At 71.6% G+C, this 23,195-nt stretch carries 21 protein-coding genes; 5 read left to right on the top strand and 16 right to left on the bottom strand.

Features of this window, described 5'->3' with window-relative positions; translation table 11 throughout:
- Positions 1–260 precede the first annotated feature (260 nt).
- From ABZ452_RS27480 to ABZ452_RS27505, 6 genes are read right to left on the bottom strand one after another with little or no spacing between them, the layout of a single operon-like run.
- Positions 261–1,430 carry a M20 family metallopeptidase gene (locus tag ABZ452_RS27480; protein WP_357948746.1) on the bottom strand — a complete coding sequence of 390 codons (1,170 nt, stop codon included), beginning with the start codon at positions 1,428–1,430 and terminating at the stop codon, positions 261–263.
- Positions 1,427–2,458 carry a 2-dehydropantoate 2-reductase gene (locus ABZ452_RS27485; RefSeq protein ID WP_357948748.1) on the bottom strand — a complete coding sequence of 344 codons (1,032 nt, stop codon included), beginning with the start codon at positions 2,456–2,458 and terminating at the stop codon, positions 1,427–1,429. The genes ABZ452_RS27480 and ABZ452_RS27485 overlap by 4 nt, the downstream gene beginning before the upstream one ends.
- Positions 2,455–3,264 (bottom strand): SDR family oxidoreductase, encoded by an 810-nt coding sequence (locus ABZ452_RS27490; RefSeq protein WP_357948751.1) that lies wholly within the window; start codon positions 3,262–3,264, stop codon positions 2,455–2,457. Before ABZ452_RS27490 ends, ABZ452_RS27485 begins: the two co-directional genes overlap by 4 nt.
- Positions 3,261–4,574 (bottom strand): MFS transporter, encoded by a 1,314-nt coding sequence (locus ABZ452_RS27495; RefSeq protein WP_357948754.1) that lies wholly within the window; start codon positions 4,572–4,574, stop codon positions 3,261–3,263. The genes ABZ452_RS27490 and ABZ452_RS27495 overlap by 4 nt, the downstream gene beginning before the upstream one ends.
- Positions 4,575–4,626: 52 nt before the next feature.
- Positions 4,627–5,538, bottom strand: coding sequence for a polysaccharide deacetylase (locus tag ABZ452_RS27500; protein WP_357948757.1), 912 nt, complete (start codon positions 5,536–5,538; stop codon positions 4,627–4,629).
- The gene (locus ABZ452_RS27505; RefSeq protein WP_357948760.1) at positions 5,535–6,563 is read right to left on the bottom strand and encodes an Lrp/AsnC family transcriptional regulator; all 1,029 of its coding nucleotides are present in this window, start codon (positions 6,561–6,563) and stop codon (positions 5,535–5,537) included. Before ABZ452_RS27505 ends, ABZ452_RS27500 begins: the two co-directional genes overlap by 4 nt.
- Positions 6,564–7,245: 682 nt before the next feature.
- Here ABZ452_RS27505 and ABZ452_RS27510 point away from each other — a divergent pair.
- The 3 genes from ABZ452_RS27510 (at position 7,246) to ABZ452_RS27520 (ending at position 9,248) form a co-directional block, all read left to right on the top strand.
- A complete protein-coding gene (locus ABZ452_RS27510) occupies positions 7,246–7,428 on the top strand; it encodes a hypothetical protein (RefSeq protein ID WP_357948762.1) in 183 nt (60 codons plus the stop codon).
- 147 nt (positions 7,429–7,575) lie between these two features.
- A complete protein-coding gene (locus ABZ452_RS27515; RefSeq protein ID WP_357948765.1) occupies positions 7,576–8,214 on the top strand; it encodes a hypothetical protein in 639 nt (212 codons plus the stop codon).
- Positions 8,215–8,363: 149 nt separating this feature from the next.
- Entirely contained in the window at positions 8,364–9,248 is an 885-nt protein-coding gene (locus ABZ452_RS27520; RefSeq protein WP_357948768.1) for an alpha/beta hydrolase, read from the top strand.
- 95 nt (positions 9,249–9,343) lie between these two features.
- Here ABZ452_RS27520 and ABZ452_RS27525 read toward each other — a convergent pair whose 3' ends face one another.
- Positions 9,344–9,679 carry a hypothetical protein gene (locus ABZ452_RS27525; RefSeq protein ID WP_357948771.1) on the bottom strand — a complete coding sequence of 112 codons (336 nt, stop codon included), beginning with the start codon at positions 9,677–9,679 and terminating at the stop codon, positions 9,344–9,346.
- Positions 9,680–9,884: 205 nt separating this feature from the next.
- Between ABZ452_RS27525 and ABZ452_RS27530 the strand changes: the two genes are divergently transcribed.
- Positions 9,885–10,211, top strand: coding sequence for a TraR/DksA C4-type zinc finger protein (locus ABZ452_RS27530; protein ID WP_154226623.1), 327 nt, complete (start codon positions 9,885–9,887; stop codon positions 10,209–10,211).
- A 265-nt stretch (positions 10,212–10,476) separates the two neighbouring features.
- A complete protein-coding gene (locus ABZ452_RS27535; protein WP_357948773.1) occupies positions 10,477–11,142 on the top strand; it encodes a hypothetical protein in 666 nt (221 codons plus the stop codon).
- Positions 11,143–11,267: 125 nt separating this feature from the next.
- Here ABZ452_RS27535 and ABZ452_RS27540 read toward each other — a convergent pair whose 3' ends face one another.
- From ABZ452_RS27540 to ABZ452_RS27580, 9 genes are all read right to left on the bottom strand, one after another.
- Entirely contained in the window at positions 11,268–12,419 is a 1,152-nt protein-coding gene (locus tag ABZ452_RS27540; protein ID WP_357948775.1) for an epoxide hydrolase family protein, read from the bottom strand.
- A gap of 214 nt (positions 12,420–12,633) precedes the next feature.
- A complete protein-coding gene (locus ABZ452_RS27545; RefSeq protein WP_357948778.1) occupies positions 12,634–13,668 on the bottom strand; it encodes a GNAT family N-acetyltransferase in 1,035 nt (344 codons plus the stop codon).
- Positions 13,669–13,807: 139 nt separating this feature from the next.
- Positions 13,808–15,046, bottom strand: coding sequence for a M50 family metallopeptidase (locus ABZ452_RS27550; RefSeq protein WP_357948781.1), 1,239 nt, complete (start codon positions 15,044–15,046; stop codon positions 13,808–13,810).
- Positions 15,043–16,092 carry a thiopeptide-type bacteriocin biosynthesis protein gene (locus ABZ452_RS27555; RefSeq protein ID WP_357948784.1) on the bottom strand — a complete coding sequence of 350 codons (1,050 nt, stop codon included), beginning with the start codon at positions 16,090–16,092 and terminating at the stop codon, positions 15,043–15,045. Before ABZ452_RS27555 ends, ABZ452_RS27550 begins: the two co-directional genes overlap by 4 nt.
- Positions 16,089–18,869, bottom strand: coding sequence for a lantibiotic dehydratase (locus tag ABZ452_RS27560; protein ID WP_357948786.1), 2,781 nt, complete (start codon positions 18,867–18,869; stop codon positions 16,089–16,091). The genes ABZ452_RS27555 and ABZ452_RS27560 overlap by 4 nt, the downstream gene beginning before the upstream one ends.
- A 28-nt stretch (positions 18,870–18,897) precedes the next feature.
- Positions 18,898–20,499, bottom strand: a complete 1,602-nt coding sequence (locus ABZ452_RS27565) for a SagB family peptide dehydrogenase (RefSeq protein ID WP_357948789.1) — start codon at positions 20,497–20,499, stop codon at positions 18,898–18,900.
- Positions 20,500–20,509: 10 nt separating this feature from the next.
- Positions 20,510–22,477, bottom strand: coding sequence for a TOMM precursor leader peptide-binding protein (locus ABZ452_RS27570; protein WP_357948793.1), 1,968 nt, complete (start codon positions 22,475–22,477; stop codon positions 20,510–20,512).
- A 91-nt stretch (positions 22,478–22,568) separates the two neighbouring features.
- Positions 22,569–22,754 carry a thiazolylpeptide-type bacteriocin gene (locus tag ABZ452_RS27575; protein ID WP_046564718.1) on the bottom strand — a complete coding sequence of 62 codons (186 nt, stop codon included), beginning with the start codon at positions 22,752–22,754 and terminating at the stop codon, positions 22,569–22,571.
- A gap of 75 nt (positions 22,755–22,829) precedes the next feature.
- Positions 22,830–23,048, bottom strand: coding sequence for a thiazolylpeptide-type bacteriocin (locus tag ABZ452_RS27580; protein WP_225853738.1), 219 nt, complete (start codon positions 23,046–23,048; stop codon positions 22,830–22,832).
- Positions 23,049–23,195: the final 147 nt, after the last annotated feature.

A 23,195-nucleotide genomic window follows, 5' to 3' on the forward strand; every position in this document is an offset into this window, starting at 1 on the left:
CCGGCGCCGCGACGTGGGGCCTCGTCTCCCGCCGCACGTCCGCTCATGGCCGGACATCGATCCTGCGCAAAGTCTCTAAGTAGCCGCGAGGCACTCGTGACCGAAGATGCATCGACGCTGATCGCCGGTGTCCGGACGTGCCGATATGCGGGCTCCTACGCGGAGAGGCGGTTCCCCAGACGTGACCTCGGCTCCTCGCGTGGAGCAGCTCCAGAACCCACCCCCAGGCTGCCGGACGTCGACGACGCCTGAGCCCGGCTTCAATGGGCGAGCGAGGTGACGAGACCTGCCGCGAGAGCGGCCCGCTCCAGCATCCCGGAGACCGTGGCGTGCTCGTCGCGGGCGTGCGCGCCCGACCCGACGGCACCCACGCCGTCGAGCACCGGCAACCCCAGGGCCGCGGCGAAGTTCCCGTCGCTGGCGCCGCCGACGGCAATCTCCCCCAGCTCGAAGCCGAGCTGCCGAGCCAGCACCCGGGCCTGGGCGAACAGGTCGGCGATGGCCGGGGTCCGGGCCATGACGGGCCGGTTCCACCCGCCATCGACACGGGCCTGGACCAGCGGGTTGCTTGGCCGCCACCCGCGCAGTTGCCGCTCGATCCGCTCCGCTTCGGCCTCGGAGGAGACCCGTACGTCGACGCCGGCGTGCGCCGAGCCGGCGGTGACGTTGCGGCGGGTGCCGCCGTCGACGACCCCGACGTTGACGCTCGTGCCGGCCGGCAGATCGGTCAGCGCGGTGGCGTGCAGGACGAATTCGGCCAGCGCGGTGACGGCGCTGGCGCCCGCGGTGGGGTCGAGCCCGGCGTGGGCCTCGACGCCGGTGAGGGTGAGGTCGAACAGCCCGACGCCCTTGCGGGCGGTCTTGACCGCGCCGTCCGCGCTGGCCTCGAACACGAGGACGGCGGCCGCGCCGTGGCAGGCTTCTTCGATCACCGGGCGGGAGGCGGGGCTGCCGAGTTCCTCGTCGCCGTTGAGGATGAGGCGCACCGGCGGACGGGGCAGGCCCAGGGCGTCGAGGGCGCGCAGCGCCCACACCGCCTGCACGAGGCCGGCCTTCATGTCGAAGACCCCCGGCCCGCGGATAATGTCGCCGGTGACATCGAACGGGATGTCCTCGATGGTGCCCAGCGGCCAGACGGTGTCGTAGTGGGCCAGCACGGCGACCGGTGCGGAACCCTGCGAGGTGCCCGGGTAGTCGAGCACGAGGGTGTCGCCGTGGTCGCCGCCCGGCGCGGTGCGCGCCGCGGCCGAGAGGCCGAGACGCTGCTGCACCCAGGCGCGAACCCAGTCGCGGCCGCGGGCGAGGGCGGCGAGGTCGTCGCTGGGCGTTTCCAGCCGGACGTACGCGGCCAGGTCCGCCAGCATGTCGTCGCGGTGTGCGCGCAGGAAGCTGTCGACCGGACCCAGGTCGAGGTGGCTGGCCACGCTCATCGCGCGGCCTCCGGCTCCACCATCCGGTCCAGCACGGTCAGCCGGTCCTCGCTCATGGTCGACGGATCGGCCTCGACCTCGGCGAGCTGACCGAGCATGGCGCGCAACACCGGCACGTCGATGTGGTGACGCTCGGCCGCTTCCAGCACCGGCGCGTACTGGGTGGGCACCTCGGTGGCGCGATGTCGCACGGCGATGTCCCGCCAGATGCCGCTGCGGGTCTTCGTCTGGGTGCCCAGCCACGCGACGAGAGCGTCGGTGGCCGCGTCGGCGTCCGCCGGGCTCGCGTCGGCGGTGTAGGCGGTGGGCCGGAACGCGTCGAAGGGCTCCAGCGTGAGGCTTTCCGCGGCGGCGACCGCGAAGACCTCCCGGGCGAGGGTGTGCGCGGCGGGACGGTGCCGGTCGAGCAGTTGCGCCATGGCGTCGTCGGCCAGGGCCGTCGCGGTGAGCATCGCGCCGAAGCCCAGCTTGGACCACAGGAAGCCGGCCACGTTGTCGCTGGCCACGGCGGGGCCCCAGGCCTGCAGGTCCTGGACCAGGGTGCGTACCCGGTCGGTGACCGCGCCGGTCAGCTCACCGATCGCCATGGCGCCGGCCCCACCGTCGGCGATGACCCCGGGGGCGGTGACGTCGGCGAACAGGTCGACGAAGGCCGCGATGGTGCGCTCGGCGCCGACGTGGCGGGCGATGACGTCCTCGTTGAGCCCGTTCTGCAGGCTGACCACGTACCCGTCGTCGGCGAGGTGCTTGGCGAGCCAGGCGGCGGCCCCGTCGGTGGCGTGGGCCTTGACGGCCAGCAGCACCCGGTCGAGCGGGTCGGTGACCTGGTCGGGCGTCAGGGCCGCGGCCACCCGCTGCGCCTCCCGGGTGCCGGCGCGCTCCAGTACGATCCCGTCCTCGGTGATGGCGGCGACGTGTGCCGGGTCGGCGTCCACCACGGTGACCTGATGCCCGGCCCGGGCGAGGTGCCAGGCCACGGTGCCGCCGATCGCCCCGGCGCCGACGATGGTGTAGCTGCGGACAGTCACAGGGTTGCTCCTTGCGTGGGGTGCGGATCGGGTGCCTGCACGTCGCTGAGGCCGGGCCAGTGCGGCGGCAGGGTGGTGGTGCCGGCGGACGCGCCGCCGTCGACCCGGAGAACGGTGCCGGTGACCCATTCGGCGGCCGGCGACACGAGCCACGCGACCGCGGCGGCGATGTCGTCCGGGCGTCCGCGCCGGCCGAGCGGGTTCACCGACACGGCGGCGGCGTACTCCTCGGTCACCGGGTTGGCCGCGCTGTCTACGGTGACGAACCCCGGGCTGACGGCGTTGACCCGGATGCCGGCGGCGCCCAGCTCGACGGCGGCTGCCCTGGTCAGCATCTCCAGGGCAGCCTTGGAGGTGCTGTAGTGGGCGGCACCGGGGCGGGCCCGCAGCGCCGCGCCGGAGCTGATGTTCACCACGCTGCCGGTCCGTCCGGTCGCGACGGCCAGCTCGGCGAAGGCGCGGGTGGTGAGCATCGGCGCGCGGACGTTGACGGCCTGGACGCGGTCCCACACCGCGGCGTCGAGGTCGAGGAAGCTGCGGGCGGGATAGATGCCGGCCGCGTTGACGACGGCGTCCAGCGGTCCCCCGCGCTCCCAGGCCTTGATGACGACGCGGGTCGGTGCTGCGGGATCGGCGAGGTCGGCGACGTGGGCGTCGGTGTCGGTGCCCAGGGCGTCCAACGTGGCGCGCAGTTCGGGTTCGCGGAGGTCGACACCGGTGACAGCCCAGCCGTCATTGGCGAACTGGGCCGCGATCGCGGCGCCGATTCCACTGGCGGCTCCGGTGACCAGCACGTGCCTGCTCATTCGATCTCCTTGCCCTTGGTCTCCGGCATGGTGGCGTAGACGACGATGCCGATGACGGCGGCCGCGGCGGCGTAGATCCACACCTTGTCGCGGTGGCCGTGGGTGGCCAGCCAGGTGGTGACGTAGGGGGCGGTGCCGCCGAAGATCGCCACGGCGAGGGCGTAGGGCAGGCCGATGCCGGTGGTGCGGACGTCGGCGGGGAACTGCTCCGCCATCACCACGGCGCAGTTGGCGGAGTAGCCGACCAGGAAGAAGACGCCGGCGAGTTCGACGAGGAACAGCGACCAGAAGCCGCCGCCGATGATCTGGAACGCCGGCCAGGCCAGCACGAGGAAGCCGATGGCGAACGCGAGCAGGGTGGGCTTGCGACCGAAGCGGTCCGACAGTTTGCCGCCGAAGGGCAGCAACACCAGGAAGATCGCGATGGCCAGGGTGTTGGCGAGGAACGCGGTGGTCAGCGGGATGCCCTCGGCGGTGTGGGCGTAGCCGGGCATGTAGCTGACCCACATGTAGTAGAGCAGGGTGCCTGCGATGGTGATCCCGACGACGCGCAGCGCGGCGCGGGGGTGCTTGACCAGCATGTCCTTCACCGGCCGCGGCTTGGGCTGCCCGGCCCGCCGCTGGGCGAGCTCGGTAAAGGCGTCGGTCTCCTCGACCGAGACTCGCAGCCACAGCCCGATCAGGCCGAGCAGGCCGCCGATGCCGAATGCGACCCGCCAGCCCCAGGTGGCCAGGGCGTCGTCGCTGAGGGTACGGGTCAGCAGCGTGCCCAGCAGCGAGGCGATCAGCGCGCCGGCGCCGACGGACACCTGCTGCCAGGAGCCGACGAATCCCCGGCGGCCGGGCGACGCGGACTCGATGAGGAAGGCGGAGGACGTGCCGAACTCGCCGCCTGCGGAGAAGCCCTGCACCAGACGGGCGAGCACCAGGACGATCGGGGCGAGGATGCCGATGGCCGAGTACGGCGGGCAGATCGCGATGACCAGCGCGGCGCCGGCCATCATCGCGATGGTCAGCGTCATGCCGGCCTTGCGGCCGTGCCGGTCGGCGTAGCTGCCGAGCAGGGCGCCACCGATCGGACGCATGAGGAACCCGACGGCGAACACGGCCAGCGTGGCCAGCAGGGCGGCGCCCGCATCCCCCTTCGGGAAGAACTGCGCGGAGAAGATGGGCGCGAACGAGGCGTACAGCGCCCAGTCGACCCACTCGACCGTGTTGCCGATCGAACCGGCGATCACGGCACGGCGCTGCTTGTCGGTGAGGGGCACGGCGGGCGCACGGGTGGGTGCGGTCGCGGTGGTCGCGGTCACGGCGAACCTCCGGGGTGGTGGTCGGGGTGAAAGGGGGTGAGGGCGGCCCGCGCTACTCGGCGCGCCTCGGCGGCTCGGACAGCTCCGACCGCACGTGCTCGACGATCTGGGCGTGGGTGGCGAACCAGACGTCGTCGAAGGAGGCCATGTGGTCGAGCAGCTCGGTGAGCACGACCATCCGGGCGCGGTGGCCGATGATGTGCGGGTGCATCGTGAGCTGGAACAGGCCGCCGTCTGCACGGGCCGCGTCGAACTCGTCGCGCCACAGCTGCAGCACGTCGCGCGGCGGCGTGTAGGGCCGCAGGGAGCCGTAACGCTCCATCATGAAGTACGGGGCGTCGTCGCGGATCCACTCCACCGGCAGCTCGACGATGCCGGTGGGCCGGCCGTCGGCGAGCAGCTCATAGCAGTCGTCGTCGGCCATGAGCGACGAGTCGTAGATCAAGCCGAGCTCGGCGATGATCCCCAGGGTGGCGTCGGAGAAGTCCCAGGACGGGGTGCGTACCCCGACGGGGCGCACGCCGGTGATTTTCTCCAGGGTGTCCAGGGCCCGCGCGGCGAGCTCACGTTCGTCCTGCGGCGGGAGCAGCATGTTGCGCTCGTGGATCCACCCGTGGGCGGCGATCTCGTGCCCGGCCTCGACGTAGCCGCGCGCCTCGTCGGGATGCAGCAGCGCGGACACCGCCGGCATGAAGAAGGTGGCCGGCACCGAGTGCCGCGCCAGCGCGGCGAGGATCCGGGGCGCGCCGACGCGGGAGCCGTACTCGCCCTGGGCGAGCTTGCCGGGGCGGGTCTCCCCCTCGCGCAGTGGGATGGTCTCGTGGTCGGAGTCGAAGGAGATCGCGACCGCGACCTTGGCGCCGCCCGGCCACGGCGGCGCCAGCCGGCGCCCTGCCCGGACCCGGTCGACGTGGCCGCGCCAGGTGGCCTCGTCCCACTGCCACGGCTCGGTGGTGGCACTCATCGGCTGCTCCTCTCGGTGACGGACTCGGCGGACAGGTGCGACACGGTGGGCAGCCAGGCGCGCTTGAGCGTGTCGAGTTGCAATGTCGTGTCCGCGCGGCGGACGCCCGGCAGGGCGCCGACCACGTCGGTGGTGAATCGGTAGAGATCCGCGAAGTGGCGCAGCGACACCTGGGCGCACAGGTTGAAGCGCCCGGCGGTGGCGGACAGGTACTTGGTGCCGGGGTCCTCGGCGAGCCGGCGGCCCGCGGCGTCCAGCTGGGCCGGCTCGACGTCGAGCCAGAGCATGAACTCGACCGCGAAGCCCAGCAGCGTCGGCTCCACCAGGGTGCGGAAACGCAGGCAGCCGCGGGCGACCATCGAGTCGATGCGCCGGGCGACGGTGGACTCGCTGGAGTTGACCTGCGCCGCGATCTCCCGCACCGGCATCCGCCCGTCCTCGCCGAGGGTGGCGAGGATGGCCAGTTCCAGGTCGTCCAGGCGATCCGGTGGGCGCTCCCAGACCTGGTCCTCGAACGGGCGCACCGGCGTGGGGCGCATCAGGGCGGCCGCCTCCTTGTCGAGCAGGCCGGTGTCCCAGTCGTGGGCGGAGGTGAACGTCCGCATCACCGTCAACGTCTCGGTGTCGGTGACCAGGTCGGCGCCGGGCAGGTCATGGACGAGCACCTGGGCCAGATCCCGGTGCGTCCGCACGACGAACTCGGCGACCACGTCGACGCTGCCGGAGACCATGGCCACGAAGCGGGCCTCGGGCCGGGCGGCCAGCCGGGTCACCACCTCCCCCGCGGTGCCGGGCCGGCAGGAGACCCGGACCAGCACCGGAACCCCCAAGCCGCACCGCAGGACGTCGACGACGCCAATGACGCGGGCGGCGCCCCGGTTGCGCAGCGCGGTGAAACGCCGCTGCACCGTCGACTCGCTGGCTCCGACGACGCGGGCGATCAGGCCCCAGGGCGCGCGGCCGTCGAGCTGCAGCGCCGCCAGCAGGCGACGGTCCAGCGCGTCGAGGGTGGGCGTGTCATCCATGCGACCCATCCTGCGTGACGAAAAGCCGCACCGCAAGGCTCAGCCATGGGGATTTCCGGCACGGATAGGCCCGCTGCTGCTGCTTATCGGCACAGATGCGCCTCGGGTCGCTGCTCGTGACGGGAGGGCGTCACCACACTTCCGACAGCCCGTATGACCGATTTCAGGGCAAGAGCCGCGCCAGCACGCCGCCCGCAAGCCCACACTCGAGCCGCACCGCGCCAGCCCGGGATGCGCGTGTCGCTGTGCGCGGTCTGGTGGCCGCTGTGGCTCTCGTGTGGGGTGTCCGGGTCGGCTGTTCGCATCGCTGGCGACTGAGCCGCGCGGGTTCGTGTCGCAGGATCGACACGAATGATCCCCAACCTGGGCTGCGCGTTTAGGCGTCATCCTGATCGGCTGACGATCACCCTACCGGCGCGCTCGGGTAGGCCCCGAGCGGTCAACCGGGTTCACGCCAGCCGGGTGGCGTCGACAATCGGACACCCGGAACTGGGTCATGCCCTGGTCCCCGTCGTCATCGAACCGCGGGCCGATGCCCACGCGACTCAGGGGCAAGCAGGTTTGCTGCGCGGCAGCGATCGCCCCACCGAGGGCGATGTCCCTCCCCGCCGGCGATCGTCCGAACTCGGCCACGCTGGTCGCCTTGGCGTAGGTTCCTGGCTGACGACGTGGATGGAGACCGGTGGACAGACTGATCGAACCGCTCGCCTGGTTGGCGGGAGTTTTCGCCTTCTTCCGGCTGAATCAGTGGATGGTCAACCGCAAGGGCCTGGACCACAGGCCGTACTTCGTGCCCAGCTTGTGGGGTCCGCTCGGCACCCTGATCATCGTGCTGGCGAAGCCGCGGGGCTGGAAGCACCTGTAATACCACGTCAGCCCGGCCGGCCGATGCGGGCTGGAGGTCGCCAGCAGGCCGGGGCCGGGACGGCGCTGCCCGCTTTGCGAGCCGCCTTCGGCATCCGGATCTGCCGAGAAGCGTGCACCCGATCTTCGACTGTGTCACCCTTCGCCGGTGACGATCGCCCCTGACATCTCCCCGGACGTCCTGGAATCCGCGGCGGCAGACCCCGCGTCTCCGGCCTGGAGGCTCATCTGGGAAGAGTCGTGTCACCAGGGAACGTGCTATCCGGCAAGCGCGCTTCTGCTGCCCTGGCTCGCGAGGACCTGCGCCGCGTTCTCCCGTCAGGAGCGGGAGGAAGCCGTGGCGCTAGCAGGCTTCATCGCGGCGGACACCGCGGACACCGACCGCGCTGCGTACGCCGAGGAAATCATGGCGCTACGGGCGCTTGCGGCGGAGTCCTTGCCGGGCGCGTCAACCGACAGCATGTTCGTGTACCTGCAGCAGGCCATGCTGGGCTTCGACGGCGACGAAGTGTGGGGAAAACAACTCGACCGAATCAACGACGGGGAGGTCGACGTGCAATGCCCGGGATGCGAGGAGGAACTGACCCTCGACCTCACATCCGACGACTCGCTGATCGAGCCGGGACTCTCCTCCGCGCTGGCCGTCCGCCTACATGCCGAGGCCGTTCAGGCGGCCCGGAACACCGTGGCGACCACTCTGACGCGCCTCTTCGGCCAGCTCACCTGCCCCAGTTGCGGCACCCCGTTCGCGTTGGCCGACCACTTGGCCGGCGTCTCCTACGAGTGAGGCACCACCCTCATCTGCCGCCGTTGGTGCGCGGCGATTTCCAAGCTGGCTACGGTCGGCGATGGGCCCATCGGCGCGGAGGTGTCCTGCGCTGCCGATGAGCGGGAGTCCAGAGATGGTCTCGGTGGATGCCTGACTAAGGTAATGCGGTGCCGATCTACGCTGGCTTCGACGGAGCGCCACTGCATTACGACGAAAGCCGCCAAGGGCAGAGCCGGGACGTTCCGCCTCTCATCGTCCTCGCCGGCGGCGCCGCCCGGCACCCGAGCTATCTCGGGGATCTGGCCGGACTTGGCAGCCGGTACCCGCTGGTCGTGCCCCACCTCCGTGGCGTCGGTCGCTCACCAGAGCCATCCGTGGCCGAGGTGGGCTCGTTCTGGCGACAGGCTGAGGATCTCGAGCGTCTGCGGGACCACCTTGGGCTCGATCGTGTCCTGCTTGTCGGGCACTCGGCAGGTACAAGATTGGCCATTGCGTACGCGGCGCAGTTTCCCCACGGGCTTGCCGGCATGGTCTTGATCACGCCGCCAGCCGGCTACCTAGTCGACACACCGTCTGACACGGTCGAGTTGATCGCCCGACGTCGTGGGGAGCCGGCGTTCGATGCGGCCGTCGCCGCTTCGGAGGCCGGGCCTGATCTGAGTAACGACAACCTGTTCAACGCGTGGCAGCAACGCGCCGCGCCGATGGGGTACGCAGCGTGGGGGCCGGCCCAACAGGCGCACGCGATGGTCGGCCGGTGGAGTCTGCCGGCCGTCAAGGCCTACTTCAGTGTCGAACCTCCGGACGACATTGCCGCTCGGGTCGGCACGCTTGCCGCACCCGTGTTGGTCATCGCGGGGGCAGACGACTGCCTGACCGGCCTCGCGCCAGTGAAGGCCCTGGCGACTCGGTTTCCCGCTGGCCGTGTCGAGGTCATCGACCAGTGCGGGCATTACCCGTGGCTGGAACAGCCGGGCGCGTTCCGGCAAGCGATCGACGGGTTCCTGGACAAGCGGGAATCGGCGGAGACGGATCAGCGGCTCAACTCCTGAACGGCAAGCCTCGCGCACGCTCATGCCGCTGACCGTGCGTTGGCCGCTCGACGGGGCGTCCGAAGCGGATATCCACGACTTCGGGACACGAGCGGCTACCCGATCAGCCAACTGCCGGCCAAGCCGACGACGGTCAGCAGGAAACCGGAAATCATGGCGGGCGTACGGACCGGGCGGCCAGCCAGGAGACCGGCAAGACCGGCGAGCAGGCCCAGGAATGCGGCCGCCCCGGGCAGGGGCCGGGCCCAGTCCGGACCGCTCGCCGGGCAGACCATCTGCCCGGTGTCGCCAATGCAACTGTTCGACATGAGGTAGCTCGACATGATGATCGCGTATCCAGCAAAGGCGAACAGCACGCCGAACGCGACGACGGATCCGACGACGGCGGTTGGACTGCCGTACCGCTTGCTCGTGAACCATCCTGCCCGCACCGTTGCGTTCCCTGTTCTTGTCTGCTGTCACAGTTCTGGATCCAACCAAACCGTTTCCAGCGGTCCGGATTCCGGCTCCGGCATTTGATCAAATCGATAGGCTTCGGCAGCCCTCTTCCATGATCAGATGCACCCTCATGCCGCCACCCGTGCGCGTCCCCTCCATGGCCTGTCTGTGCCGGCTGGAGGCCGTTAGGCTACACATATGGTCCGCGATGAACTGCTGCGGCTGCGAGCGAGGGCGGAGGCTGAGGCGGCGACGCTGGCCCAGGATCTGGAGGCGCTGTTCCTGGCATCGCGGGATTCGAATGCCGACGACGAGCACGACCCGGAGGGCGCCACCATCGGCTTCGAACGCGCCCAGTTGACCGCGCTGCTGGCCGGGGCGCGGAAGCGGATCGCCGACGTTGACGACGCGCTGCGTCGGGTGGACGCGGCGACCTACGGCGTCTGCGAAAGATGCGGGCAGCCGATCGGCGATGAACGGCTCGCCGCGCGGCCGTTCGCCCGCTTCTGCATGGCATGCGCATAGGGCATCAAGGAGAGTGAACACTGGGGGCTCACTAATTCCGGCGAAGCGTTTACGCGGGCCACGACCAGATGGGCTCAACTGCCGCTGAGCATGCGCGCCGGCTTAGGCCGGGTCCGTCACTGATAATGTACGGACACCGGTAGGTCCGGCGCCTTCGAGTGCACTACCGGGCCGAGATCAGTGCGTCGGTGTAGTCGCTCAACTCATGGAGTCGGCACGTGTCGCGCGGCCCGGATGTGGATGAGCGAGATATCCAGACGTCTGCGTGGGTGACATCGAGTTCAATAGCGCCGTGATCACGATGCAAGCGGTCGTCGAAGTCCCCGCGCTGGACAACGACCCGGCGCCGCCATGGCCGGTGGCCCAGACCGGACCGTGGTCATGGCTGCCCCTCAACGCCGACTGCACTGATGAAGAGCTCGGGCTGTTCGTGGCCGCTCTGGCTGCTCGGATCGAGGTGCTGCCTCCTAGCGGCCGCCATGAGGTCGTGGACGCCCTGCTCGCCGAGGAACTACTAATCATCGCCGGTGGCCTGCAGGTGAGTGACCCCAGCACCGGAAGGGTCGTGGTGCCGGGCTGTTGCGCCGGCTTGGAGGACTGGCGGGACTGGGGGCAGGCTCTTGCTGGCGGCTCGCCATGGCTGGGTCACGACCCGGGGCCTGGGATCGAGGCGGTTGGCGAGGACCTGCGGGTGTGGCAGGACGGCGGCCCGGACCGTCATCGCGGCCGCTGGGCCGGGCTTCATGTCGACCTCCCGCGTCATGCGCTGCCGCAGCTGCTGATGGGCGTGCAGCGTGACCTCGTCGGCTTCCTGGACGCCTTGGCTGGATGGGCTGAACGGGCCGACCTGGGCCGGCAAGGGACGGCCTTGGTGAGGGCGATCGACCACAGCTTCACGATCACTGCACCATGGGACTTGCCGGAGGGTTAGCGGAGCGTCCACGGGCCGGGTTTGGCAGGTGCGTTGGACGCCACGGTTTTCACGGGTGGCTTCTCGATCGATTTGTGCGGAACCGACGAGGGAGCCGGGTTGTGGTAACCCGGCTCCCCTGCTGATCAGTTCGGGTGAAGCGAGGTGAAGAACTGCCTGAGTTCGCCGGCGAGCAGGTCTGGTTCCTCGAGCGGCATGAAGTGTCCGCCCCTACCTGGTTCGCTCCAGTGCCGGATGTCGGTGCAGGCGCGTTCGGTGATCTCGCGCGGGAAGTTGGCCATCGACGGTTCGGTGCTCACCGTGAACGCGGCCGGCACTCTGATGTCGGGCCGTGGACTGTTGTGGTCGAAGTCGAAGTACTGCCGGAACGACGAGCCGATCGTGCCGCTCGCCCAGTACAGGGTGATGATCGTGAGCAGGGTGTCCCGGTCGAACCGGCTTTCCAGGTCCCCGTGGTTGTCACTCCAGTCTCGGTACTTGTCCACGAGCCAGGCGGCCAGGCCGACCGGCGAGTCGACCAGCGCCGCGGCGATGGTGTCCGGCCGGGTGCCCATGATGGCGCTGTAGCCGCCATCGGTCTGGTCGTACACCGCCTCGGCGTCGAGAAACGCCTGCTCGGCTGGGGACAACGGGTGGGAGTCGAAGCTGGCCGGGAACGGTGGATGGATCATGTGAATGCCGACCACCTGCTCGGGATACAGGGCGCCCAGCCAACCGGTGACCACGCCGCCGACATCCCCACCGAAGGCACCGTAATGCTGGTAGCCAAGGACGTCGGTCATCAACAGGTGCAGCGTCTGCGCCATCGAGGCGCGGGTGAGCGGGCCCTTCGGCAGCTGCGAGTACAGGAAGCCGGGCAGCGAGGGAACCACCACGTCGAACGCGTCGGCGGGGTCGCCCCCGTGGCGAGCGGGGTTGGTCAGACGGTCGACCAGGGGCAGCATTTCCACGAAACTGCTGGGCCAGCCGTGACTCAGGATCAGCGGCAGCGGTGCGGGCGCGCCGGCCGGACGAACCGCGGGCACGCGAAGGAAGTGCATGCGCTGGCCGCCGATCTGGGCCTGGTAATGCGGCAGCGCGTTGAGTTCGGCCTCGCGAGCTCGCCAGTCGAACCCGTCGACCCAGTAGGACACCAGATCGCGCAGGTAGTCGGGGTCCGCGCCGGCCTGCCACGGCTGATCGCCGCTGCGGTCCGTGAAGCGGGTACGGGCCAGCCGAGCCCGCAGGTCATCGAGTACCTCGTCGGGTACTGCGATACGGAACGGGGAGAAGGTCATTGTTCCTCCGGTTAGGAGGGCGCTCCCCGACGCGAAGTCAGCGGACAGGGATGGCCGGGTGGAGCGCCCAGACGTGACATTGGGTGTTCACCGGGCTCACCTCCCCTCATCGCTGACAGAGATCACCCTACACGTCCTCTTCTGCCGCTGATTGGGCGCCGCAGCGTGTGACGAACCTGCCCTGGCACTCGACGTGCGGTGGGCGCGCCCGTGATCAGGGCGTCGACGCGCGATCGGCGACGCTTCGGCTGAGCTGATCCGCCCAGCCCACTCGGGCAAGGATTTTCGCGGCGATCTCGGCGGGGGGACGGTCGTTCGGGATCCTGAAGTCCTCAACGGCGGTCCTGGTCGGTGAGGGTAGGGGCCGGTCCAGCGCCCTCAGGTGCCGTTCGAGCTTCGGTCCCGTGTCCCGTTGGCGCAGCCGGTCGCGAACGGTGTCGCTGTCGGCGATCAACCTGACCACAGTGAGCTCACAGCCGGCGAGACTCTCCGTATACCGTTGCCGCTGGGTCACGCTCTCGACGGCGGCTGCAACAACGACGAACCGTGCCCCGGCGGCCCTGAAGTTCGCCCACACCGAGGCCAGGTTGACGTACTTGAGCTCGTCATACACTCGTCCGCCCGCCGGGCCCACGGACGGGGGCGGTCCGAACTGCGCCAACAGGTCGGTGTCAACGACGGCCGTGACGTGGCCGGCTCCGGTCAGCGCCCGTCCGACCTCGTCCGCCACGGTTGACTTCCCCACCCCGGCGACGCCGGTGAGCAGCAGGGCTCGACAACCAGACCTCTGAACGGCTCCCGCGCCCGGGACAGCAGAGGCTGATGGCGTCACATCCGGCTTCAATACGAACCAGTAGCTGACGGTGGGACCTTGCGCGGCCAGACCACCGCCCAGCGCCTCGTACAGCGCCCGGGCGGGGCCGTTGGCCTCGCCCGTCGTCACGAACATCCTGCTGGCACCGGCCTGCGCGCCGGCCGACATGAACGCGCGGAGAAGTGCCGCACCGATCCCCCGCCGACGGTGCTCCTGCGCCACCTCCAGTCGATGGAGGTAGAGCATCGAGGAGGTGTCCGGGCGGATCAAGTGGTAGCCCCAGCACCATCCGAAGATCTCGTCACCGTCGGAGGCCACGAAGGCCAGAGCACCTGGACTGCTGAGAAACGCCTGGGCACCGCCCGACACCGCCCCGAACCTGCCCATGGCGCGATCGAGGAGCCGAACATCGGCTACGGCCAGACGACTGATCACACCTCATTCTGGCCCTCGGCCCGTCATTATCTCGACACACGGGAGCGCACGGATCTGCCGCCGATCGAGGAGCCGTTGCTCCGACGCGGCGCCACGCTGGAACTCGACGGCCAACGCCCACTGGGAGAGTTGGCCGACATCATTGAGCGGTTGCCCGGTCGGGCGTCCCGGCCGCCCGGCGGCGGGCGAGCCAGCCGGCCAGGGCCAGCAGCACCAGCGCCTCCGCGACCAGGATCACGATCGCCCACCCGCCGCCGGCCCAGCGGGCCAACGTGACGTACCAGTAGCGCACGAGCAGCGTGAGCAGCGTGACCGCGAACACCAGCGAGGCCAGCCCGTAGAGGGCGTACGCCGCCCGGTCGCGGGGCCGGTAGCCGCGTACCGCCGCGGGGCCCCGGCGCAGCAGCCGGCCCCAGAAGCGGTAGCTGTCGGTGCGCAGGTCGGCGAGGTTCAAGGCGTGGCTGAGCATGTAGTAGCCGTCGAGCCGCAGGAAGGGCACCAGGTTCAGCGCGGCGGTCGCGGTGCCGAACAGCAGCATGGTGCCGGCCAGGTCGTGCAGCGCCCCGGGTGCGCCCCAGATAAAGAGCGCGGCGAACGGCACGAGGGCCAGCATGCTGACGAACACCCCGGCGAACGCGGTGGCCACCCGCCGGCGCGCGGTGAACAGCACGATGTCGTCGACCTTGCAGTAAGGAGCCAGCATCGGGAAGCGCCACATCACGCCGATCTCGGTGCCCCGCCCGCCGAAGTGCCGGCAGGTGAGGCCGTGCGCGCACTCGTGCAGGAAGACGATCAGCCAGGTGATCACCACCGACGCCAGGATGGCGGCCAGGGGCCGGTCGCCCCGGGCGACGACGTCGAGCAGCTCGGGCAGGCGCAGGGCGACGTACCCGGCCAGGGCCAGCACCACGAGCAGCGCCGGCAGCACGAACCACCAGGTGAACAGCGGGGCCAGTCGGGGCAGCAGCCGGTCGAAGAACCGGTCCGGGTCGTAGAGCGGCCACCGGGCCGACAGCGGGCCCCGCTTCGTGCGCGCCGCGCCTTCGGCGGCGGTCGCGGTGAGCCGGGCGAGGGCCGCCGGGTCGGTCGCGCCGTCGAGCAGTTGCCGCTGGTGCAGCATGCCGAAGAGCTGCTGCCAGTTGTCCGGCCCGAGCCGCTTCCCGAAGGTGGTCGCGTAGTCGGTGGCCAGGTCGTCCAGCGTCCGGGTGCCGTCCATCCGGGACAGCAGGAAGTGCTCGCGCGGCCCGATCCGGTAGAACCAGCCGGTCTCCGGGTCCTTGACGTGGTGGACCAGCTTCTCCCCCCGCCACTGGCCGGGGCCGAGCACCACCTCGGCCCGCAGCCGGGGCCGCGTCCAGGTGGCGTCCGTCGTGGTCATCGTGGTCCGGCCGGGGCGAGGTCGTCGAGCAGGGCGGTGCGCAGCACGTACGACAGGTAGATCTCGTCGAGGATGCTCACGCCGAGCCGGTTGTTGGTCATGTGCACATACGAGCTGAGCAGGATGGGCAGGGCGGCGTCCAGGTCGCGTACCTCGGTGGGCTCGGCGCCGCCGCGCTGGAACACGAGCTCGCCCCGCTCGGTGGCGGCCACGACCCGGTCGCGCAGTTCCCGGCAGTGCGCCGACCAGCGGCCCTCGACGCCGCCGGGCCGGACGTCCGCATGGTCCCGCGCGCCGTTGCGGATCTGGGTCAGCCGGTCGCGCAACGCTGCGTCCATCCGCCGGTAGCTGTTGTCGAAGCTGGCGTGGTAGTCGTCGCTCGGCTCGGAGTAGGAGACCTCCCAGAACCGGCGGTACTCGTCGAGGAACTCGGCGATCCGCCGGTCGTCGGTGAGGAAGACCGCGCACATCATCATGGTGAGCTGGGCGGACAGCCCGAGCAGCACCGGCCGGACGTGCACGTTGGTGGTGGCCAGCAGGTCCAGCACCACGTCGCTGGAGTGCTCGAAGTGCCACTCGGCCAGCTCCATCCCGGCGGGCCCGCCGTAGCGGCCGTACTCCCGCTCGTAGGGGATGTGGTGCCAGCTGTTGTTGGCCCGCATCGGCATGACGCCGTCGGGGCCGTACTCCTCGTCCCAGCGCTCGCGGCCGTACTCGGCGAGGAACATCTGCTTGTACAGGTCGCCCAGGCCGTCGCTGTCCACCTCGTAGAGCGCGGGGCGGCGGCGCAGGAACGCCGCGATGGCCTCGTCCACCCGCGCCCGGACGACCGCCGGGTCGGCGCCGGGCGCGGGCAGCACCCGCAGCCGCACGTGCGGCCCCTCCATCCAGTACTTGATGAAGAAGTAGCGGCTGATCAGCCCCTCGGCCCGCAGCTCGTCCACCAGCGGCCGGACCCCCTCGACCAGCATGGGGTTGGCGTTGCTGGCGTAGAAGACGTGGACGCTGAGCCAGTCGTGCTCCACCGGGGAGGGGAAGGGTGTCATCGGTCATCCACCTTTCCGGCGCGGACGCCGTTGAGTTCGACGGTCAGTTCGGTCACGTGGGTGCCGCCGGGGCCGCGCAGCACCTGCTCGTCGCGGTCCGGCAGCATCTCGGTGAGCACCAGCCGGCTGCCCGCGCCCCGCCCGGTCGCCTCCAGCAGTTGCAGGCAGAAGTGGCTGTCGAAGTCGACGTACAGCGGCTTGTGGTCGGGCCGGCCGCCGGGCTGCGCGGCGGGCTGGCCGTCGTCGGCGGCCGGGGTGAGCCGGCTGCCCTCGGGGGTGGCGAAGACCCGGCGGGGCAGGTTGTTGTCGCGGCGCCAGCGCTGCCAGCGCAGGAACCAGTCGGCGTCGCTCTGCTCCGGGGTGCGCGGCGGCGGCAGGTGGTCCGGGTGCAGCTTCCACATCCGCCGTTGCAGCACGAGGTCGCCGTGCACGATGCGCGGGTATCCGGCGATGCCGTGCCCGGGCAGCGGCACGGTGGTGCCGGCCCACAGGTCGGGCTGGGCCATGCCCAGGTAGGCGAAGGTGAGCAGCACCTGCTGCACCTCGGGCAGCGCCATGGGCAGCAGGAACCCCAGGTAGACGGGGATGACCTCGGCGTCGAGCCGGCGGGAGCGCAGCAGCAGCCGGTCGGTCACCGGGTCGTGTTCGACGCTGAGGTCGTCCATGTGGATCTGCTCGGCGGCCGGCCGGAAGCTGACCTCACCGGGGCAGACCAGCTCGTACGGAGTGACCGCCGGGTGCAGGTTGAGGTTGGTGGCGTCGTACCCGCCCTTGAGCTCGGCGAGCACGGCGCCCGGCGGCGCCAGCCTGGCCAGCTCGGCGCGGAGCGTGCCGGCGAGGTCCTGGTCGGCGAAGAGGTGGGCGAAGCGGGAGAACAGCAGCGTCATGCCGGAGTAGATCCGGTTGACCACCACCCGGTGCCGCTCGCCTTGGTCGGCGATCTGGAGGAAGAACGACCGGGGGTCGAGGGTGCCGAGGGTCTCCGGCACCATGGCGGCCACCTCGGTCATGAACTCGTCGTCCAGGCGCAGTTCCTCGGCGCCGGCCGGCAACCGGTCGTACGCCTCGTTCATCCGCCGGGCGACCTCGACGCGGGCGTCGTCGAGCGCGGTGATCTCCTCCTGCTTGAACCAGTTCTCCTGCCGCACGTAGGTGTTGTCGGCGTCGAACGCCCGGCGGCGCATCATCCGCCCGCTGTAGTGCTCGAAGAAGTCCTGCTGGAACTCGTGGGCGAAGGTGAGCAGGTCGTCGCAGCGCCCGCCGGCGCCGTAGCGGGCCCGGAAGAAGCCCTTGGTGGCCAGCCGGCGCGGCAGGTTGATGTCGAACACCGGCATGATCCGGGCCAGCGCCCGCAGGCCGGGTAGGACGTCCCGCTCCCAGCGGACCCGGTCGGCGGTGACCGGCCGCCCGGTGCGCAGCGTCGCGTCCTCGTAGAGCAGGGTCCGCGGGGCCGGGACGTCGGCGCGGCCGAGGTCCTCGTGGGCCGCGACGAGCTCGCGCCGGATGTCGGCGAGCACCCGGCGGCGGCCGGCCACGTCGTGCTCCGGGTAGCCGGTGGCGAGGCGGTTGGCGCTCGCCACCCGCTCGGCGAGCCGGTCGGCCCAGTCGCGGCCGATGCCGCCCAGCGCCCGCCGGTAGCCCTCGACCGGGTCGTCGGCGTGGATGTCCAGGTGCAGGTTCGGCACCACGAGCAGGCCCACCCGCAGCAGGTGGTGCAGGTACTGGGCGATCTCCGCGGCGGGCCGGTCGTCGGTGGTCAGCTCGTCGACCAGGTCGGCGAGGCGCCGGACCCGGCCGCCGTCGAGCGCGGCCAGGATGTCGTGCAGCACCCGACCGGTGGGCAGCACGAACAGCGACTCGTGGATCGACTCCAGGGTGATGGCGGCCTCGCCGTCCTCGGAGCTGGTGCGGCGGCGGCGCAGGTAGCGCAGCCGGCCGCGCTCGATGCGCCAGCCGGTGGTGAGGGCGACCGGCAGGTCCGCGCGCAGCGTCTCGTCGGCGAGGACGACGGCCGACAGCCGGCCCAGCGCGGCCAGGTTGAGCCGGGCGGCGCCCCGCTTGGCGTCGCCGGTCCGGTCGGTCACCGGCGCCACGTCGAGCAGCGGGCCGTCGCTCGGGGCGAAGGTGCCGACGTTGACGGTGGTGAGCCGGCTGAACGGGCTGGTCTTGCAGGCGGTGCGGAACGCGTACTCGAGCAGGGACCGTTCCACCCGCCGGGCCCGCTTGCCGAGGCGGCCGGGCGCGGCCAGGTAGGTGGGCAGGTACTGGTCGAGCGACGGCGAGGCGAGCAGGATGCCGCCGCGCAGGTCCGGGTCGTCGGCCAGCTCGCGCAGCACGTCCCGGCGCTGCGCCAGCTCCGCGGCCAGCACGGCCGCGCCCTCGGCCAGCTCCCGGCGGTACGCCGCGAACGTGTCCAGCCAGCCGGCCAGCATCCGGTGCGTCTCCGCGCCCAGTTCGGCGGCGGGCCAGGCCGCGGGGTCGGCGGGGTCGGGGCGGCGCAGGTTCCACACGTCCCGGCGGAGCCGGATGAGCCGACGCCGCAGCCGGTCGTCCGCGAGGTTGCGGGCGACCGCCTCCTGGAGGGCGTCGGCCAGCGGCGGGCCGGTCGCCCGGAGCCGGTCCTCCAGGTCGAGGGTGCGGCGGGCCCAGGCGGCGGTGCGGTCGAAGGCGAGCCGGTCGGCGACCTCCAGCGGCAGGCCGGCGGTGCGCAGCATGAACACCTCCGGCATCCGCCAGGACACCTCGGCGGCCGCTGGTGCGGGCAGGGACACCGTCACGGGTCTCTCCTTCGTCGACGTGGTGGGGTCAGAGCCGGTGGACGAGATCGGCGGTGCCGTCCGGGTGCCGCCCGAGCAGCAGGAACAGCACGGTCCGCTCGTCGGTGCCGGACAGGCCGAGGGCCTCGTCCATGGCGACGTTGTCGAAGCCCAGCACCGCGCCGCAGCCGACCCGCTGGGCGGTGGCCGCGCAGTATCCCCGCTGGGCGACGGCGCCGATCTCGGCGTTCAGCAGCCGGTAGCCGCGCGGGCCGACGGCGTCGAGCACCGCGTCCAGCCGACCGGAGATGGCCAGCACGGCGCCGACCTGACCCATCGTGTAGTTGGTGAGGAAGTACTGCTGTTGCAGGAAGGCGGACATGCCGCCGTCGGGTTCGGCCGCGGCGGGCAGCAGGGCGTGCCGCCGGGGGCAGTAGCCGTAGGTGCCGGCGGCGAGGCCGTCGACGTGGTTGGCGAACACCCACAGGCGAGTGAGCGCCGGCGCGTCCGGCGGCAGCCCGGCGTCGGCCGGGTGGTGCCGCCCGGCGGCGGCGAAGGCGAGGGTGGTGCCCAGTTCGGCGGCGGTCAGGTCGGGCGGCCGGCGGAACCGGCCGAAGCTGCTGGACCGGGTGGCCAGGACCGTCGACAGGGGACTGTCCAGGCGTTCCAGCAGCGGCGCGGGCAGGGCCACGGGGTCGCCGGGCAGGTCCCGGGGCGCGGCCGCGGCCAGGGCCTGCGGCGCGGGGACGGGCGGGGCCGCCGCCGCCCGGTGCACGGCGGTGACCGCGGGGAACTCCCGCAGCCGGCGGGACCGTTCGAACGCCGGGTACCGCACCTGGACGTCCGGGCTCGGCCCGACCGGTCCGGCCGGGTCGGCGCCGGCCCAGGTCAGGGGTACGACGGCGAAGGCGCTCTCCCGGTCGCCGTCGAGGCCGAGCAGCCGGTCCACCGGCGCCGGGTCGAAGCCGAGCAGCCGGGGCAGGGGTACGCCGAGGGCACGCGCGAGCAGGTCCCAGGAGCCCAGCAGGGCGCCGAGGTCCTGGGTGACCACGTGGTAGCAGAAGCTGTTGTATTTGAACGAGTTCTTCCAGAACCGGATGGTCGCCACCAGGAAGCTGTCCGCGTCGCCCGCCTGCGGGCCGGCGGCGGCGCGGATCCGGTCGGCGACGTCACCGAGCAGCAGCCGTTCCAGCACGTGCGGGCCGGTGCCGTAGTGGTAGACCCCCGGCAGCAGCGGTGCGGAGCCGCCGGCCACCAGGTAGAGCTCCACCGGGTACATCCCGCCGCCGGAGGCGGTGCCGCGCCCCCAGACGGCGTGCTCGAAGTGCGCCCGCTTGGCCAGGTCCTGGTTCCAGTTCACGGTGAGCCGCCGGTCGAGCACCCCGTACGACAGGCGCAGCAGCGCCGCCAGGGCGGGCAGCGACCAGCCCCCGGGCGGCGGCAGGCCCTCCCCGGTGAACAGGTCGCGCAGGGTGGGCAGGGTCGGCAGGTCGACGGGCAGCGGCACCCGGGGCGCGTCGGGGTAGCTGGTGTGCCGGGACGGCTGGTCGACCCAGTCCACCTCGTAGTTGAGCGGTTCCATCGGGACCCGCGCCCGGCGGAACACCGCCTCGGCGTACTCCCGGACGACCTGGAGGGCCTCCTGCTGCATACCGGTGCTCCTAGGGGAAGGGGTGCGGGTGGGGGTTGCGGCCGGTGGCGCCGAGCCGGTCCGGTCCGTGCGTGCCGCGGGCCAGGTGCCGCTCCAGCCGGTCGCTCCACAGCACCCGCTGCCGCTGCCAGCCGAAGTCGATGGGGACCAGGGCGGGCGCCACCACCGCCATGGTGTGCACGCCGGCGACCTCCTGCTCGGGGCAGGTCTGGTCGACCGCGACCACGTCCCCGCCGAGCCCGGCGATCAGCCCGCACAGGTACTCCATGTCGGCGCGCAGGTCGTCGGAGGTCGGCCGGGTCGCCAGCCAGTCCCCGTACAGCTCGTCCATCGAGCGCAGCGGCGGGTCGTCGAAGAGGAAGGCGGCGTGGCGGGTCATCTCCGGCAGCCCGTACAGCAGGGCGTGGTGGCTCAGCTCGGTGACCAGCGTGTAGTCGCGGATCATCGCGCGCAGCTCCGGCTCGCTGGCGGCGACCCGTTCGTCGAAGCCGGGCACGTAGGACGCGGTCTCGCAGACGGCCGCGCGGACCGCGTCGTCGGGGTCGAGGCTGGCGCCGGCGGCGAAGCAGAGCTGGCCGAGCCCGTCGCCGCGCTTGACCGCGACCGCGGTGACCACCGGCACGGGCAGGTCCGCCCGGGTGTCGAACAGCCGGATGTCGTAGCCGAGCAGGTCGACCCGGTCGAGCATGAAGTGCACCCGCTCGTCGCGGCAGGTCGCCGGGTCGATCTCGGCGAGCCGGGCCGAGCCGTACCAGGCGAGCAGGAACGCGTCCCGCTCGACCAGCTCGAGCATGCCGTGCAGCAGCGCCTCCTCGGGGCAGCTGCCGCTGGCACAGCCGTTGGAGCACTCCTGGACGAACTTGCGGTGGTCGGTGCGCCGGTCCAGGTAGTAGACGAGTTGCTCGGGCACCAGCCGCGGCACCCGGTCCCGCAACGACCAGCCCCACACCCAGGGCATCGGCCGGTCCGGCGCGTACGGCTCGTAGTAGAGGCCGTGGCCCTGGTAGAACGCCGGGTGATAGCCCAGCCCCGCGGGGTCCAGGGCGTCCGGGGCCAGGTTGGCGTAGCTGTCGAATACGCTGGTCCGCCGCGTCCGGGGGAACTGGCCGGCGTACCGTTCCAGCCCTTCCAGCAGGGCGTACGTCTCGCTGCCGCCGTAGCTGTTGGCGTGCCCGCTCCACCACATCTCGTGCAGGTCGTAGCGGCTGCGGATGCGGAAGTAGCCGGTCACCGGCGCGGTGGCGGTGGCGTTGTACGCCCGCAGCGCCCCGCCGCCGAGCGCGCCGGCCACCGGGTTCGCCAGCGCCGCGACCGGCAGGTCCAGCTCGCCGGCCGAGCGCAGCCGGTACGCCGACGGGTCCGGCTTGGGCCGGCTGGTGAGCGGGAGGACGGCGGCCGCGGCGGTGTCCGGCGCGGCGGTGGCACACGCCGGGCACTCGGAGTCGGCCAGCACCGGCACGACCGTGGTCTCCAGGGTGTCCATCCGCAGCTGCCACAGCTGTCCGACGCCGGGCTTCCCGGTGCGCGGCCGGGCGGCGTCCAGCAGGAGCTGCCACAGCGCGTCGACCGCGAACGGCGTCAGGTGGGGCAGGGCGGCGACCGTGCCGACCCGGGCCTGGTGCTCCAGGGCGTGCCGCTCGTCGCGTACCCGGATGGCCTGCCACCGGCGCTGCGTGCAGATCGGGCAGGGGCCCGGCCGGCTGCCCGGCGCCGTGCCGGTGTCGGTCCACCGTGGCCCGACCAGCGCGGTCGCGCCGTGCAACCAGATCGGCACCACCGTGCCGGTCATGCCGTCCCCGCCGTCGGCGTACGCGTCGGTGAGGCCGAGGGCGGCGATGCGGACGGTGACGCCGTCGAGCGGCGTGTCGGGGCCGGCCGGCTGCCGCGCGCGATCCTGGAATCGCTCGTGGAACGCCTCGCCGAGCTGTTTGAGGCTGCTGTCCCACCCGGTGGAGGTGGTCCGGACATCGACGATCATGCGGTTCACCTGTCTGCGGTCGCGGGCTGCGGGAAACCGGTGCCCCGCCGGCGTGGCTCGCCGGCGGGGGCGGTACGGCGGTGGGTTCAGATCACCCGCCGCCGCATCCGGTGCTGGTGCTGCTGCTGCAGCAGCTCGACGTGCTGCAACTGCAGCAGCTGGAGCAGGAGCAGCTGGAGCTCGACCAGTCCATGACCATCGCGTCGATGGCGTCGACGTCCTCGATCTCGAACGTCTCCGTCTCCAGCGCGCGCAGTTCCTCAGTCAGTTCCGGCATTTCCGTACACCTCCCCTCTGGCGGTCAGGGCGCGCGGCGCCGGCGGTCGTCCGGAGCGACCGGCGGTTCCGTCGCTCAGCTGGTGCTGCTGCAACTCGACGAGGTGCAGCTGCAACAACTGGACGTGCTGCAACTGGAGCAGCTCGATGTGCTCGTGCTGCTGCTGCAGATGTCCATGAGCTCGGCGGACAGATCAGCGATGTCCTCGATCTCGAACGTCTCGGTCTGCAGGTCGCGCAGCTCGCTGCGGACCGAGTCGGGCAGTACGCCGGATGTCGGGGGTTGTGTGGGCACAGGCCTCTCCTTGAGCCGCGTTCGAGCCGGTCGTCGGTGGTCCGCCCGCACCACCACGGTGGCTGCGGAGGCACGCAGGGGCTACTCGCCGGCGTCGGCCGGCGGCGGATGGTGCGTCATCGATGCGGCGTCCCACCGGGGATCGGA

This window comes from Micromonospora sp. NPDC005707 (genome assembly GCF_040631005.1).
In the GTDB taxonomy this organism is placed as follows: domain Bacteria; phylum Actinomycetota; class Actinomycetes; order Mycobacteriales; family Micromonosporaceae; genus Micromonospora.

What these genes read in the sequence shown, in the direction of transcription:
- ABZ452_RS27480 (WP_357948746.1), bottom strand. Translation starts at nt 1,430, where the DNA reads ATGAGCGTGGCCAGCCACCTCGACCTGGGTCCGGTCGACAGCTTCCTG.
- ABZ452_RS27490 (WP_357948751.1), bottom strand. Translation starts at nt 3,264, where the DNA reads ATGAGCAGGCACGTGCTGGTCACCGGAGCCGCCAGTGGAATCGGCGCC.
- ABZ452_RS27500 (WP_357948757.1), bottom strand. Translation starts at nt 5,538, where the DNA reads ATGAGTGCCACCACCGAGCCGTGGCAGTGGGACGAGGCCACCTGGCGC.
- ABZ452_RS27505 (WP_357948760.1), bottom strand. Translation starts at nt 6,563, where the DNA reads ATGGATGACACGCCCACCCTCGACGCGCTGGACCGTCGCCTGCTGGCG.
- ABZ452_RS27530 (WP_154226623.1), top strand. Translation starts at nt 9,885, where the DNA reads ATGGTCCGCGATGAACTGCTGCGGCTGCGAGCGAGGGCGGAGGCTGAG.
- ABZ452_RS27540 (WP_357948775.1), bottom strand. Translation starts at nt 12,419, where the DNA reads ATGACCTTCTCCCCGTTCCGTATCGCAGTACCCGACGAGGTACTCGAT.
- ABZ452_RS27550 (WP_357948781.1), bottom strand. Translation starts at nt 15,046, where the DNA reads ATGACCACGACGGACGCCACCTGGACGCGGCCCCGGCTGCGGGCCGAG.
- ABZ452_RS27555 (WP_357948784.1), bottom strand. Translation starts at nt 16,092, where the DNA reads ATGACACCCTTCCCCTCCCCGGTGGAGCACGACTGGCTCAGCGTCCAC.
- ABZ452_RS27565 (WP_357948789.1), bottom strand. Translation starts at nt 20,499, where the DNA reads ATGCAGCAGGAGGCCCTCCAGGTCGTCCGGGAGTACGCCGAGGCGGTG.
- ABZ452_RS27570 (WP_357948793.1), bottom strand. Translation starts at nt 22,477, where the DNA reads ATGATCGTCGATGTCCGGACCACCTCCACCGGGTGGGACAGCAGCCTC.
- ABZ452_RS27575 (WP_046564718.1), bottom strand. Translation starts at nt 22,754, where the DNA reads ATGCCGGAACTGACTGAGGAACTGCGCGCGCTGGAGACGGAGACGTTC.